A 14,010-nucleotide genomic window follows, 5' to 3' on the forward strand; every position below is an offset into this window, starting at 1 on the left:
ACAGCCATAATCAGGGCGAACACCAACCCAGGGAGCACGCATGAGCATCATCAGTGAATTCAAGGCCTTCGCGGTCAAGGGCAACGTGGTCGACATGGCCGTGGGGATCATCATCGGCGCCGCCTTCGGCAAGATCGTCTCGTCCTTCGTCGGCGACGTGGTGATGCCACCACTGGGCCTGCTGATCGGCGGTGTCGATTTCTCCGACCTGGCCATCGTGCTCAAGGCCGCCGAGGGCGACACCCCCGCCGTGGTGCTGGCCTACGGCAAGTTCATCCAGACCGTGGTCGACTTCACCATCGTCGCCTTCGCCATCTTCATGGGCATCAAGGGCCTGAACCGCCTCAAGCGCGAGGAAGAAGCCGCCCCGGCTGCACCGCCTGCGCCGACCAAGGATCAACAGTTGCTCAGCGAGATCCGTGATCTGCTCAAGGCGCAGCAAGACAAGGGCTGAAGGGTACGCGGCTGGCGGAGCAGGTGCCCGAGCTTCGCCAGCCATGACACGATTTGTTGCAGCTTGACGGGTCTTTTTCTGCGCGTTTTTCGGTAGATTGACCAGCCCTTGGCCACTTACCCCCTTACATGACACTCCTGATAGCGTTCGCTGTCCTCTCCATCCTGGTTTCGTTCCTCTGCTCCATTCTCGAAGCCGCCCTGCTTTCCCTCACCCCCAGCTACATCGCCCAGCAGAAGGTCGATAGGCCTCGTCTCTACGAGCGCCTCAAGGCACTCAAGGACAAGATCGACCAGCCACTGGCGGCCATCCTGACCCTCAATACCGTGGCGCATACCGTCGGTGCCACCGGTGTCGGCGCGCAGGTGGCAATCGTCTTCGGCGATGGTTACCTGGGTATCGCCTCCGCAGTCATGACCCTGCTGATCCTGGTGCTGTCGGAGATCCTGCCGAAGACCATCGGTGCCCGCTACTGGCGCGCCCTGGCGCCCTGGCTGCCGAGCCTGCTGCGGGCGATGATCCTGGTGCTCAAGCCGTTCATCGTACTTTCGGACCTGATCATGCGCCTGTTCGGCGGCAAGGAGCCGGAGCACGACATTCGCCAGGAGATCAAGGCGCTGACCCTGCTCGGCCGCGAGGTGGGTAAGCTCGACGAAGATGAGCATCGAGTGATCAGCAACATCCTCGACCTGCACGAAATTCGTCTGCGCGACATCATGACGCCGCGCATCGTCTGCGAATCGGCGGCGCCGGACGAGTCCATCGCCGCGTTCAAGGCCCGTGCCCGCGAAAGCCAGTTCTCCCGCTACCCGGTGATAGGCGAAGACGAATCGCCGCTGGGCGTGGTGTTTCGCTACGACGCCCTGGCTGCCGAGAACGATGCCGAGCCCATCACCCACATCATGAAACCGCTCAAGGTGGTACCGGAAAGCATGAACGTGGAGAACCTGATGACCCTGCTGATGCAGGAGCGTCAGCACATGTGCCTGGTGTACGACGAGTTCGGTAGCTGGCGCGGCCTGGTGACCCTGGAAGACATCATGGAAACCATCATCGGCAAGCCGATCCTCGACGAGACCGACGATATCCCCAACATGCGCCGCTTCGCCAAGCGCCGCTGGGAGCATCGGATCAAGGCTATCCGCGAGGACTGATCACCAGTAGTTCTCCACCGCCACCTGGCCCGGCCGCCGCGTCAGGCTCAGGTTCAGCCCGCGAGCCTTCAGGCGCTGGCGCAGGTCGTCGATCATCTGCGGATTGCCGCAGATCATCACCCGCGAATGCTCGGGCGTCAGCTCGAGCCCAGCGACGCGCTCCAGCTCGCCGCTGTCGAGCAGTTCGGTGATGCGCGCATTCAGGCACTCCGGCGCCTGCTCGCGGGTGACCACCGGCAGATAGGTGAGCTTGTGCGCGAACTCGGCCAAGTGCTCAAGCTCGACCAAGCCACGAATCAATGGCTGATAGGCCAGCTCGGCGGCGGTTCGCGCGCTGTACACCAATACGATGCGCTCGAAGCGCTGCCACACCTCGAAGTCCTGCAGGATCGACAGGAACGGCGCGATGCCGGTGCCGCTGCCCAGCAGCCAGAGATCACGACCATCGACGAAGCGGTTCAGGGTCAGGTAGCCGGTGACCAGTTTCTCCACCAACAGGCTGTCGCCGGCCCGCAGGCGGCTCAGCTCGCTGGTGAACTCGCCACCCGGCACCACGATGGAGAAGAATTCGAGAAACTCGTCGTGCGGCGCCGACACCAGCGAATAAGGGCGCCAGACCAGGCTGCCATCGGCCTTCTCCACGCCGAGGCGGACGAACTGCCCGGCGCGAAAACGGAAACCCGGATCCCGGGTGGTGCGCAGGGTGAACAGGCTCGGGGTCAGGCCGTGTACTTCCAGCAAGGTCTGACGGGTGAACTTGTCGTCGCTGACGGTCATAATTGCCCCCTTGTCCGAATCTGCTGTCAGTGTCGCGCATTGTGCGACCGGCAAACACCGACGGTTTCCATGCCTATTTTCACGACCCCCTTCGCCAGCCTCGAGCTGGAGCGCCAGCCGCACCAGGCCAATGAACCTCTGCAAGCCTTCGACGCTGCGGATGAATACCTGCTCAATCATTTGCACGAGCAAGGCATCGAGCCAGACAGCCGGGTACTGCTGCTCAATGACAGCTTCGGCGCCCTCGCCTGCTCGCTGGCCGGGCACTGCCGGGTGACCAGCAGCGGCGACTCGCACCTGGGCTTTCTCGCCCTGCACAAGAACCTCGCCCGCAATGGCTTGAGTGGCGACGCGCTGACCTTCCTGCCGAGCAACGAAACACCGCGGGGGCCGTTCGACTGGGTACTGATCCGCGTGCCCAAGACCCTGGCACTGCTGGAGGAACAACTGATCCGCATGCACAGCCAACTGGCGCCCGGCGCACGGGTCATGGCCGGGGCCATGGTCAAGCACCTGCCGCGCGCCGCCGGCGACTTGCTGGAAAAGTACATCGGCCCGGTACAGGCCTCGCTGGCGCTGAAGAAAGCCCGCCTGCTCAGCGCCACGCCAGAAGACAAGGCCGCGCCCCGCTCGCCCTACCCGACCCGCTATCGCCTGGACAAACCGGCACTGGAGCTGGTCAACCATGCCAATGTGTTCTGCCGCGACGGTCTGGATATCGGCACCCGGGCCTTCCTGCCGCATCTGCCGCGTCATCTCGATACGCGCCACGTCGCCGACCTCGGTTGCGGCAACGGCGTGCTCGGCATCGCCTATGCCCTGGGCAGCCCGCAGGCACAGTTGACTCTGGTGGACGAGTCGTACATGGCCGTGCAGTCGGCGCGGGAGAACTGGCAGGCGGCCCTGGGCCAGCGCCCGGTGACGATCCGCGCCGGCGATGGCCTGGCCGAACAACCCGCCGACTCGTTGGAGCTGGTGCTGTGCAATCCGCCCTTCCACCAGCAGCAGGTGGTCGGCGACTTCCTCGCCTGGCGCATGTTCCAGCAAGCCCGCGCGGCGCTGGTCACAGGCGGCGAGCTGTGGATAGTCGGCAACCGCCACCTGGGCTATCACGCCAAGCTCAAACGTCTGTTCCGCGGCGTCGAGCAGGTGGCGGCCACACCCAAATTCGTGGTGCTCAAGGCGAGCAAGTAGACGGGGCAAGCTGCCCCGCCTTGGGCGTGGATTTACGACGACAGGTACGAGGAGCGGGTCAGGCCCAGGCGCAGGGCGTCGAGGAACTGGGTGCGCTCACGGGCGCTGATCTTGGCGCTGGCCACCTTGTCGCGATAGTGGGTCATCAGCTCCTCGGGCGACAGGTGCACGTAGCGCAGCATGTCCTCGATGGTGTCGTGAGTCTCGATGCCGGCGTGCACCACGCTGCCGTCGGCGGCCTGGTAGATGTTCACCGAATCGGTATCACCGAACAGGTTGTGCATGTCGCCGAGGATTTCCTGATAGGCGCCGACCAGGAAGATGCCCAGCACGTAATCCTCGCCTTCACGCAGTTCGTGCACCGGCAGGCTGGTCTCGATGGATTGCTCGTCGACGTACTGGCGGATCTTGCCGTCGGAGTCGCAGGTCAGATCCTGCAGCACGGCACGGCGCAACGGTTCCTCGTCCAGGCGTGACAGCGGCAGGATCGGCAGGATCTGGCCGATAGCCCAGGTGTCCGGCAGGCTCTGGAACACCGAGAAGTTGCAGATGTACTTGTCGGCGAGCTTGTCGTTGAGCTCGTCGAGTACTGCCCGGTGCGAACGCTGGCGGGCCTTGAGCTGGTTGTGCAGGCGACGGCAGATGGCGAAGTAGTACTGCTCGCCCAGGGCCTTCTGCGCCAGGCTCAGCTTGCCGGCCGAATACTGTGCGGCCACTTCCTCGATGTAATGGGTGGCGCGCCAGTAGGTCTCGGCGACCATTTCCGGGTCGCTGTCGTCGAGCAACTCGATCAGCCAGCGCAACACCTCCGGCTGCTCCACGTCCGGATCGATCTCCGGCACCTTGTCGTTGTGCCGCTCCACATCGGTGACCTGCACCAGCAGCACGGCGTGGTGTGCGGTCATCGCCCGGCCGCTCTCGGAGAAGATGTGCGGATGAGGGATTTCCTGGCGGTCGCAGAACTCCTTGAGCATGTCGACCACGGCGTCGGCATAGTCCTGCATATCGTAGTTGATCGAACTGGCATTGCGCGAGTGGGTGCCGTCGTAGTCCACGCCGAGGCCACCACCAACGTCGATGTGATCGACCGGCAGGCCCATGGCGCGCAGCTCGCCGTAATAGCGGATGGCCTCGCGGAAGCCCTTGCGGTAGTCGGCGATATTGGCGATCTGCGAGCCCATGTGAAAGTGCAGCAGGCGAATGCCCTGATCCAGCCCGGCGGCGCGGAAGCGCTCGACCACCTGCAGAATCTGCGCGGCGGACAGGCCGAACTTGGACTTCTCGCCGCCGGTGTCGGCCCACTTGGAGGACGCCAGCGAGGACAGGCGCACACGCAAGCCGATCTGTGGCGCGACCTTGAGTTCGGCCGCTTCCTCGATCACCAGGGCGACCTCCGATTCCTTCTCGATGACAATGAACACGTTGTGGCCGAGCTTCTGCCCGACCAGCGCCAGGCGGATGAACTCGCGATCCTTGTAGCCGTTGCAGACGATGGTGCCACCCTTCGGCGCCAGCGCCAGCACGGCCAGCAGCTCGGGCTTGGAGCCAGCTTCGAGGCCGATGGAGACGTTCTGCGTGGCGATGATGTTCTCCACCACCGCCTCCTGCTGGTTGACCTTGATCGGGTACAGCGCGGTGTAGCGGCTCTGGTATTCCAGGCGCTGGATGCTGGCATCGAAGGCGCCGGTCAGACGCCGCACGCGATCCTGCAGGATGTCCGGGAAACGCACCAGCAAAGGCAGCGACAAACCACTCTGACGCAGCTCGTCGACCTGCTGGGTGAGGTCGATCGGCTGGCTGTCCGGGCCATTGGGGCGCACTTCGACACGCCCGGCATCGTTGATCGAGAAATAACCGGCGCCCCAATGGCGAATGCCATAGACACTGCGGCTATCGGCTACGGTCCATTGGCTGCCGTCGTCTTTGCGTGTACGTCGTGCGGACATCGAGTTCTCCTGGGAAATGGTAGGCGCCCCCTGCAGGCAAGCACTGTGAAACAAAAATATGACGAATGACAGCCGCAGCTTTGCTCGAAGCCTGTGGCTCGCCGCTTGAGGCTGCTGTTAACCGCCGGACTTCTTCGCGGTAAAGCCGCGCTTGCTCAGCTCGGCCAGCAGCAGTTCGACATGATCACCCTGAATCTCGATCACCCCGTCCTTGAGCGCACCGCCGGTGCCACAGCGCTTCTTCAGCGCGCTGGCCAGCTCCTTGAGCGGCTCCTCGGCCAGCGGCACGCCGCTGACCGTGGTCACGGTCTTGCCGCCACGGCCCTTGGTTTCACGGCGCACGCGGGCGATGCCATCGCCCTCGGGGATGCGCGTGTGCTTGCAGATGCAGGCATCGACGGGCTGGTTGCAATCCGGGCAATGGCGACCGCCATCGGTGGAGTAGACGAGACCGCCCAGAGCGGAGAATGAAGAGGCTTTCTTGACCACCGGCTTGTCCTCATAGGGGTCAGGATAGCGACTGGCCGACGACCGAGGTCGACCGCGAGGCCCCACTCAGGCAGGGGCAGCGCTGGCGGACAGACGTCCGCCGCAAAGGCCGCGCAGTGTAACGACAAAGGCTGGGCTTGCTAAGACCAGATTTGCGTCATTGTGCGGCACTTTGGCGACGCCAGGTTTGCGTCCGTAGCCCGGATGTAATCCGGGGAATGCCACCGCGCACGGAGCACCCGGAATCCCCGACACCGTAGGGTGCGCTGTGCGCACCAGGGCCCTGCATGCGAGGTAAAGGCGGTGCGCACAGCGCCCCCTACGAACGAATACAGGCGCCGACACGACCACCCTCTCCCGCCCTTCGGGCACCCTCTCCCATAAATGGGAGAGGGACATCAGCTAGCCGCAAGCGGCCTTTTTATGTAGTGCTGCAGCGCCACCAACGAGTCCGGACAATAGGGCAGTCGACGGCTTTCCTCCAATAGCTGATCGAGGCTGATGAAGCGCGCCTCCAGCACCTCCTCTGGCTGCAGCACCAACGGCGCATCAGACACGGCCGAGTAGACCCGGCACCACAGCCGGCTTTCCGGTGCGTCGTAGAAGAAATGCGCGTGCTCCACCAGCTCGGCATCGCTGATGCCCAGCTCCTCGGCCAGCTCACGCTGGGCGGAGAGCCGATAATCCTCATCGGCTAGCACCATGCCGCCGGCTGCCAGATCCCAGTAGCCGGGATACAGGGCCTTGCTCAGGGTGCGCCGATGCACGCAGAGCCGGCCGGCGGAGTCGAACAGGAGGATATAGGTACAGCGCCCGATCAGACCGCGCTCGCGCAGCTCGGCACGGGCCATGCTGCCGAGCGGGTGATCACGTTCGTCGACCCAGGCCACCTGCTCGCCATCGGAGGCGGCGCGATGCGCCGCCTCGGCCGCCGAGATCGCGACCATCAACCCTGGCTCAGCAACTGGCGCAGGTCGATCAGGCCGGCATTGGCGCGGGAGATGTAGTTGGCCATCACCAGCGAGTGGTTGGCGAGGATGCCGTAGCCACTGCCATTGAGCACCATCGGGCTCCACAGGGTAGCTTGCGCCGCTTCCAGCTCGCGGATGATCTGGCGCACGCTGACGGTGGCGTTCTTCTTGGCCAACACATCGGCGAAATCCACTTCGACCGCACGCAGCAGGTGGGCCAGCGCCCAGGCCTGGCCGCGGGCTTCATAGAAGACGTTGTCGATCTGCAACCAGGGCGTCTCGTATACACCGCCCTCGCCCACCAGCCCGGACTCTTCGACGTCGTTACCGACCTTCTGGCTCTCGTTCAGACGCACCTGGCCGACGCTGGCGGACAGGCGCTGTGACAGCGAACCAAGACGGGTACCGGCATCACCCAACCAGTTGTTGAGATTGTCGGCACGGGCATAGAACTGCGCCTTCTGCTCGCTCAGGTCGGCCAGGTAGCGATCCAGGGAGCGGATGCCATCGCGGTATTCGGACTCCGAGGCCGGCAAGGCCCAGCTCTTGTTATCGAAGTGGAAGCGCGGCTCGGCCTTGGCCAGATTCTGGTCTTCGGTCGATTGCGACTGGGAACGGGAGAAGTCCTTGCGCAGCGCCCGGGAGAAGTCGCGCACCTGCACCAATACGCCATATTCCCAGCTTGGCATGTTGTCCAGCCACAGACCGGGGGGCGCCAGGTCGTTGGAGAGGTAACCGCCCGGCTTGTCGAGCAGCGTGCTGGCGACCTGCTTGAGGGTTTCCACCGTGGTATAGCCGGTGACCATCTGCCGTTGAGCCTGCTGCGCGGCTGCCTGGGCGTGCTGCTGTACCTGAAAGGCTGCCGGTTCCTGACTCCAGTACCAACCGATGACCAGGGTAACCAGCAGGTAGACGCCGATCAGCCCTCCCACTGCGCGAACCATCAGCTTGCTGCCGCTACCATCGGCAGCCTTATCGGCTCTTTCGGGTGAGGGCTTGTCGCGATTCTTCCAGTCCAGCATGGCTGTGTCCTTCCATTTAGCGAGTTCGTGTGTTCGACCGCTAACTGCAAAACAGGTTGCGACCTGCTCCGCACTATAAGACATGCACGCAGCAAAACGCAGGGCATGAAGGCAAACTTACCACTGGAAAAAAGAAAGGCTGTTTCTGTTGCCTGATCGACGAAAAATGCTGGCGTCAATTGAGCGACAGCAATGTCCATCCATGGTCGCCAGTGATAGCATCAAGCCACCAATCGCTTGCCATCGGAAATCGGCCATGCTCGAGTCGCCAGAGCCCAATCACGATCGCCTCAAGCACCACTTCGCCCAGCGCGTGATCCATCAAGCCCGGCAAGTGCTGGAGGTCTGGCAGCGCCTGCAGCGCAGCGAATGGAACGAAGCCGGCATGAACGAGCTGCGCGAGGCCAACACGCGCCTGCTGCGCTATGCCGAGCGCTTCGAGCAGACCGAGCACAGTGCACTGGCCCAGGCCATCGCTGAGTGCCTGGAAGCCGTGACGGAAAACCGCGGACGTCTCAACAGCGCGCTGATCGCCTCGCTCAACCAGATCATGCAACGCATGTCGCGCACTGGCCTGCGGCATGGCGACCAGTACGAGCAGACCTTCCTGCCGCCGCTGCGCAAGCCGGTGTACCTGGCCCTGCAGGATCACGAGCGGGCCAAACGCCTGGCCCAGCAACTGGAATTCTTCGGCCTGGTGGCACACGCCCTGGACAATGCGGACGCCTTCCGCGCCGCCGTCAGCGAGCGTCACCCGGCCGCCATCATCATGGACGTGCACTTCTCCGGCATTGGCCTGGAGTTGGCCAACGCTGCCCAGCAAGGCCTGGAACACAAGATTCCCGTGCTGTTCTACAGCCATACCGATACCGACACCCCGACGCGCCTGGCGGCAGTACGCGCAGGCGGACAGGAGTTCTTCGTCGGCGCGCTGGATGCATCGAGCCTGCTCGAACGTATCGAGGTACTCACGCATGTCGTGCATTACGACCCCTACAAGGTGCTGATCGTCGACGACTCCAAGGCCCAGGCGACCCATACCGAACGGGTGCTCAACAGCGCCGGCATTCTCACCCACACCCTGACCGAACCGATCCGGGCGATGGACGCGCTGGCCGAGTTCCAGCCGGATCTGATCATCCTCGACATGTACATGCCCGAGTGCAACGGCACCGAGCTGGCCAAGGTGATTCGCCATAACGACCGCTACGTCAGCGTGCCGATCATCTACCTGTCGGCCGAGGACGATCTGGACAAGCAGCTCGACGCCATGAGCGAAGGTGGCGACGACTTCCTCACCAAGCCGATCAAGCCACGTCATCTGATCGCCACCGTGCGCAACCGTGCGGCGCGGGCGCGCAGCCTCAAGGCGCGCATGGTGCGTGACAGCCTCACCGGGCTGTACAACCACACCCACACCCTGCAACTGCTTGAAGACGCCTGCTTCCGCGCGCGCCGCGATGGGCAGCCGCTGGCCTTCGCGATGCTCGACATCGACCACTTCAAGAGGGTCAACGACACCTATGGCCACCCCATGGGCGACCGCGTGATCAAGAGCCTGGCCCTGTTCCTCAAGCAACGCCTGCGCAAGACCGACCATATCGGCCGCTACGGCGGCGAGGAATTCGCCGTGGTACTGCCCGACACCGACGAGCAATCGGCGCTCAGGGTACTGGACGAGATCCGCCAGCGCTTCGCCGAAATCCACTACCCGGCCCAGCCGCAGGATCTGAGCTGCACCTTCAGCGCCGGCATCGCCATGCTGCACCCAGGGCTGGAAAGCAAGGCATTGTCGAAACAGGCCGATGAGGCGCTCTACAAGGCCAAGCATGGCGGGCGCAATCGCGTGGAGCTTTACCAGAGCGACCGCCCGGCCTGTGGCGCCTAACAAAAAAGCGACGCCATAAAAGCGTCATCGAACAGCAATATATTTAGCGCTCATCGTTCAGTTGTCGATCGAGCCCCTCATGCGCCTCAAGCTGCTCACCAACCTCAATACCGCACTCTTGCTGACCGTCTGCGTGGCCCTGGCTACCACGCTGTGGTGGTCACAGCGCGCCCTGCAACAACCAATGCTGCTGATGGAGCGTTACCTCGGCCTGTCGCAGCAGTTCCAGCATGATGTGGCCGACAATATCCAGGCCTACCTCAGCAGCGGCAATGCCCTGCAGCACAGTGCGGCCAATCAGGCCCTGGAAAACCTGACCCAGGCCGTCGACGAACTGCCCCAGCAACTGGCCGCCGAACTGCGCCCCAGCCTCGAGCGCCTGCGCAGTTTCAGCGCCAACGAACTGCTCGCCGTCGGCAAGCTGGCCGGCGACCCGCAAGCGCTGCTGGTACAGGCCGAACGGGAAATGGCCGGCAGCCTCGAACAACTCGCCAGTTATGCCAGCAGTGCCAGCGGCAGCAATGCCGAGCGCTACCGCCAGCCCCTGTTCGAGGCCAGCAACCGCCTGTTGCGCCTGGCCCATGCGCGCAACCGTTTCGTCAGCCAGGGCAACAACGAACTGTTCGCCGATGTCGAGCGCGAACTGAATGCCTTCGGCCAATACGCCAGCGCACTCGATGGTCTGCCCCTGCTGGGCGTGCAGGATGACTCCAGCTCGGCCAGCGAGGGCTTCGCCGCCCTGCTGGGGCTCGATACCAGTGAACAGACCAGCCAGGCGGAGGATCGCGGCGTCGGCCTCAAACGTGAGCTGGCCTCCCTGGTGCGCCGCTACCCAGGCGAACTGCAACGCACCCGCGAGCTGGTCGAACAACGCCATGAGCTGGCCACCGCCACCGCCGAGCGCATCGCCAAACTGCAACAGGCACTGGCCGCGCTGGAGCCGCTGATCAAGGCCGAGTACGGGCGCATCCAGAGCGAGGTGAGGCTGGCCCAGGGGCTGATGATCGGCCTGATCCTGCTCATCGCGCTGACCATCGACCGCATCCAGCGCCGCCTTTCGCGCGTGCTCGCACAACTGGTTCCAGCCCTGTCGCAATGGGCCGCCGGCAACTTCTCCTCCAGCATCGCCATCGATTCGCGCATCCGCGAACTGCGCGACATCGAAGACTCGCTCATGCACCTGCGCCGCTATCTGGTCGAACTGGTCACCAGCATCAACGGCCATGCCGGCCAGGTTGCCAGCTCCAGCCGCTCGCTGGCCGAACTGAGCAGCGGCCTGCACGGCAGCGCTCAGGATCAGGCCAGTGACACCGCCTTGATCCGCGATGCCCTGAGCGAACTGGAGGCCACCATCGGCCAGGTGGCCGAGGATGCCAGCCAGACCGCTCAGGCCAGCAGCGCCGCCGACCAGGCGCTGGTACAGGGGCAAGAGGTCATCGGCCAGAGCCTCGAAGGCCTGCATGCGCTGGTCGGTGAGGTACAGGAAAACGCCCAGGCCATAGAGCGCCTGGCCGACGAAACGGCCACCATCGGCAGTGTGCTGACGGTAATCCGTGGCATCGCCGAACAGACCAACCTGCTGGCCCTGAACGCCGCCATCGAAGCGGCGCGCGCCGGCGAGGCCGGTCGTGGCTTTGCCGTGGTGGCCGACGAGGTGCGCTCGCTGTCGCAACGCACCGGCAGCGCCACGGCGGAGATCCAGGAACTGATCGGCCGCCTGCAGAAGGCCGCGCACCAGTCGGTGCAGGCCATGCGCGCCCAGGTCGAACATGCCGAACTCACTGCGACCAAGGCCGAAGCCGCCGACGGCGCCCTGGACGAGATCGTTGCCTCGATCCGCACCATCGCCAACATGGCAGGCCGCATTGCCGGCGCGGTGGCGCAGCAGAGCGAGGCGGTCGGTGAGATTCGCCAGCACGGCGAGCGTATCCATCACCTCGGCGAGGACAACCTCGGGCGCATCGCCGAAGGCCGCCAGGAAAGCGAGCGCCTGCTGCAACTGGGCAAGCAGTTACATGCTGCGGTGCAGGTGTTTCGCGTCTAGCCGGCGGCGACAAGGCAACGCAGGCTCGCTCGGGAACTCGGCTCGCCAGGGACCCTCGAAAGCTCCGCTCATCAGCCGCAAGGAGCTGCCCAGCGCCGCGGCGGCGCGGTCGATGGGCGCTTTCCGGTATGATGCCGCCATCTTCTCGCCGAGATATGTCCCCGATGTCACTGCGTCGCCTTCTGCTTCCGCTGCTTCTGCTCTGCCTGAGCCTGCCCGCCACCGCCGGCCTGCTCGACCAGCGCCCGGCCCCTGCGCCGCTGGGGGCGCCGCTCAATAACAGCAGCGACTTCCTGCCGGTGCGCGAAGCCTTCAAGCTGAGCCTGGTGAGCAGCGACGCCGAGTCGGTGACCCTGCGCTTCGTCGCCGCCGAGGGTTATTACCTCTATCGCCACCGCCTGAACTTCAAGGTCGAGCCGGCCGACCTGCAACTGGGCAGCCCCGAACTCCCCCCTGGCAAGCCCAAACATGACGAGTTCTTCGGCGATACCGAGGTCTACTACGGCGTGCTGGACGTGCGCCTGCCGCTGAACAACCCGGACGACCGCCCGCTGCGCCTGCAGGTCGGCTACCAGGGCTGCGCCGACAAGGGTCTGTGCTACCCGCCGGAAACCGAGTTCATCGAGATCGGTGATATGCCCAGCGCCAGCGCGAACAGCGGGCTGAGCCAGGTCGCCACGGTCGCGACCGCGTTGCAGTGGAAAGAGCTGCTGCTGTTCTTCCTTGGTGGCCTGGCCCTGACCTTTACCCCCTGCGTGCTGCCAATGCTGCCGATCCTCTCCGGTGTGGTGCTGCGCGGCCAGCTCGGCGGCCGGCGCGCGTTGACCCTGTCGCTGGCCTATGTGCTGCCCATGGCCATCTGCTTCGCCATTCTCGGCACGCTGATGGGCCTGTTCGGCGCCGGTCTCAACCTGCAGGCACGCCTGCAATCGCCTTGGGTACTGGTGCCTTTCGCCGCCTTCTTCGCGCTGTTCGCCCTGGCCATGTTCGGCCTGTTCGAGCTGCGCCTGCCGCGCGCCATCAGCGAGCCGCTGGATCGCCTGGCGAGCAGGACTCAGGGCGGCTCACACCTCAATGCGGCCCTGCTCGGCATACTCTCCAGCCTGCTGGTGAGCCCTTGCGTATCGGCCCCGCTGGCTGGCGCCATGCTCTATATCAGTGCCAGTGGCGATGCCCTGGGCGGCGGCCTCAAGCTCCTCGCCTTGGGGATGGGCATGGGCATGCCGCTGGTGCTGTTCGCCGTCGGCGGCGGCGCCCTGTTGCCCAAGACCGGCACCTGGATGGTCACCGTGCGCAATGCCTTCGGCGTACTGCTGCTGGCGGTCTCGGTCTGGCTGCTCGAACGCGTCTTGCCAGGCAGCCTCAGTCTGGCCCTGTGGGGCCTGCTGGCCGGTGGCGTGGCGGTGTTCCTCGGCGCCCTGGAGTTCGGCCCCAAGACGCACCGGCAGAAGCTCGGCCAGATTGCCGGCCTGGCGCTGCTGGTGTACGCCCTGGCCGCCTGGGTCGGCGCCCTGCAGGGTGCCACCGACCCACTCAGGCCGCTCGGCCAGTTGCAGGCCAGCGCCAGCCCGGCGAGCGCCAAGAGCGACGCCTGGCAAACCCTCAGTACTCCCGGCGAACTGGATGCTGCCCTGGCCGAAGCCAAGGCGGCCGGCCAACCCCTGCTGCTGGACTGGTACGCCGACTGGTGCATCAGTTGCAAGGTGATCGAGCGCGAGGTGTTCGGCAACGCCGAAGTGGGCAGCAAGCTGGCCGGCTGGCGCCTGATCCGTTTCGACATCACCGAGAGCAATGCCGCTCAGCGTGCCCTGCTCGATCGCTATCAGCTATTCGGCCCACCCGCCATCCAGCTGTTCGCCGGTAGTGGTGACGAATGGCATGATCTGCGTGTCGTAGGGGAGATCGATGCGCCGGCATTTGCCTCCCGCCTGGATGCAGCAAGCGCCCGGTAACGACCAGAACCCCTGCTATAGTCATATTTCTGCCGCAAATGGCAGGCATCGTGCCGACTATTGCTGATAACAGGTCGCTGCGGCATAGTCCTGCGCAGTTCGACCCACAAGGAACCTGA

At 64.6% G+C, this 14,010-nt stretch carries 11 protein-coding genes; 6 read left to right on the forward strand and 5 right to left on the reverse strand.

Translation table 11 applies throughout. The features are described from left to right. The first annotated feature begins 40 nt into the window (after positions 1 to 40). Positions 41 to 454, forward strand: a complete 414-nt coding sequence (gene mscL / locus PVE35_RS21525) for a large-conductance mechanosensitive channel protein MscL (RefSeq protein ID WP_268179119.1) — start codon at positions 41 to 43, stop codon at positions 452 to 454. Positions 455 to 582: 128 nt separating this feature from the next. After that, on the forward strand, positions 583 to 1,608 hold the full coding sequence (locus tag PVE35_RS21530; protein WP_277372931.1) for a hemolysin family protein: 1,026 nt from the start codon (positions 583 to 585) through the stop codon (positions 1,606 to 1,608). Here PVE35_RS21530 and PVE35_RS21535 read toward each other — a convergent pair whose 3' ends face one another. After that, positions 1,609 to 2,385 carry a ferredoxin--NADP reductase gene (locus PVE35_RS21535; RefSeq protein ID WP_277372932.1) on the reverse strand — a complete coding sequence of 259 codons (777 nt, stop codon included), beginning with the start codon at positions 2,383 to 2,385 and terminating at the stop codon, positions 1,609 to 1,611. Between the two features lie 69 nt (positions 2,386 to 2,454). Between PVE35_RS21535 and PVE35_RS21540 the strand changes: the two genes are divergently transcribed. Next, positions 2,455 to 3,579 carry a class I SAM-dependent methyltransferase gene (locus tag PVE35_RS21540; protein WP_277372933.1) on the forward strand — a complete coding sequence of 375 codons (1,125 nt, stop codon included), beginning with the start codon at positions 2,455 to 2,457 and terminating at the stop codon, positions 3,577 to 3,579. 32 nt (positions 3,580 to 3,611) lie between these two features. On the opposite strand, the gene speA is transcribed toward PVE35_RS21540, so the two are convergent. The 4 genes from speA to PVE35_RS21560 all read right to left on the reverse strand — a co-directional run bounded on the left by speA (position 3,612) and on the right by PVE35_RS21560 (position 8,007). Further along, positions 3,612 to 5,525, reverse strand: coding sequence for an arginine decarboxylase (speA, locus tag PVE35_RS21545; protein WP_277372934.1), 1,914 nt, complete (start codon positions 5,523 to 5,525; stop codon positions 3,612 to 3,614). A 117-nt stretch (positions 5,526 to 5,642) separates the two neighbouring features. Then, complete coding sequence (locus PVE35_RS21550) at positions 5,643 to 6,014, reverse strand: translation initiation factor Sui1 (protein ID WP_268179124.1); 372 nt, start codon at positions 6,012 to 6,014, stop codon at positions 5,643 to 5,645. 398 nt (positions 6,015 to 6,412) lie between these two features. Further along, on the reverse strand, positions 6,413 to 6,961 hold the full coding sequence (locus PVE35_RS21555; RefSeq protein WP_268179125.1) for an NUDIX hydrolase: 549 nt from the start codon (positions 6,959 to 6,961) through the stop codon (positions 6,413 to 6,415). Further along, positions 6,961 to 8,007, reverse strand: a complete 1,047-nt coding sequence (locus tag PVE35_RS21560) for a DUF2333 family protein (protein WP_268179126.1) — start codon at positions 8,005 to 8,007, stop codon at positions 6,961 to 6,963. Before PVE35_RS21560 ends, PVE35_RS21555 begins: the two co-directional genes overlap by 1 nt. A gap of 256 nt (positions 8,008 to 8,263) precedes the next feature. On the opposite strand from PVE35_RS21560, the gene PVE35_RS21565 reads away from it, so the two are divergent. The 3 genes from PVE35_RS21565 to dsbD all read left to right on the forward strand — a co-directional run bounded on the left by PVE35_RS21565 (position 8,264) and on the right by dsbD (position 13,891). Beyond that, positions 8,264 to 9,895 (forward strand): PleD family two-component system response regulator, encoded by a 1,632-nt coding sequence (locus tag PVE35_RS21565; protein ID WP_277372935.1) that lies wholly within the window; start codon positions 8,264 to 8,266, stop codon positions 9,893 to 9,895. A 79-nt stretch (positions 9,896 to 9,974) separates the two neighbouring features. Continuing rightward, positions 9,975 to 11,939, forward strand: coding sequence for a methyl-accepting chemotaxis protein (locus PVE35_RS21570; RefSeq protein ID WP_277372936.1), 1,965 nt, complete (start codon positions 9,975 to 9,977; stop codon positions 11,937 to 11,939). A gap of 164 nt (positions 11,940 to 12,103) precedes the next feature. Continuing rightward, a complete protein-coding gene (gene dsbD / locus PVE35_RS21575; protein WP_277372937.1) occupies positions 12,104 to 13,891 on the forward strand; it encodes a protein-disulfide reductase DsbD in 1,788 nt (595 codons plus the stop codon). Positions 13,892 to 14,010 lie beyond the last annotated feature (119 nt).

The sequence above is a fragment of the Pseudomonas sp. AA-38 genome (assembly GCF_029457475.1).
In the GTDB taxonomy this organism is placed as follows: domain Bacteria; phylum Pseudomonadota; class Gammaproteobacteria; order Pseudomonadales; family Pseudomonadaceae; genus Aquipseudomonas.

What these genes read in the sequence shown, in the direction of transcription:
- PVE35_RS21570 (WP_277372936.1), top strand. Translation starts at nt 9,975, where the DNA reads ATGCGCCTCAAGCTGCTCACCAACCTCAATACCGCACTCTTGCTGACC.
- PVE35_RS21555 (WP_268179125.1), bottom strand. Translation starts at nt 6,961, where the DNA reads ATGGTCGCGATCTCGGCGGCCGAGGCGGCGCATCGCGCCGCCTCCGAT.
- PVE35_RS21560 (WP_268179126.1), bottom strand. Translation starts at nt 8,007, where the DNA reads ATGCTGGACTGGAAGAATCGCGACAAGCCCTCACCCGAAAGAGCCGAT.
- mscL (WP_268179119.1), top strand. Translation starts at nt 41, where the DNA reads ATGAGCATCATCAGTGAATTCAAGGCCTTCGCGGTCAAGGGCAACGTG.
- PVE35_RS21540 (WP_277372933.1), top strand. Translation starts at nt 2,455, where the DNA reads ATGCCTATTTTCACGACCCCCTTCGCCAGCCTCGAGCTGGAGCGCCAG.
- PVE35_RS21565 (WP_277372935.1), top strand. Translation starts at nt 8,264, where the DNA reads ATGCTCGAGTCGCCAGAGCCCAATCACGATCGCCTCAAGCACCACTTC.
- PVE35_RS21535 (WP_277372932.1), bottom strand. Translation starts at nt 2,385, where the DNA reads ATGACCGTCAGCGACGACAAGTTCACCCGTCAGACCTTGCTGGAAGTA.
- dsbD (WP_277372937.1), top strand. Translation starts at nt 12,104, where the DNA reads ATGTCACTGCGTCGCCTTCTGCTTCCGCTGCTTCTGCTCTGCCTGAGC.
- PVE35_RS21530 (WP_277372931.1), top strand. Translation starts at nt 583, where the DNA reads ATGACACTCCTGATAGCGTTCGCTGTCCTCTCCATCCTGGTTTCGTTC.
- speA (WP_277372934.1), bottom strand. Translation starts at nt 5,525, where the DNA reads ATGTCCGCACGACGTACACGCAAAGACGACGGCAGCCAATGGACCGTA.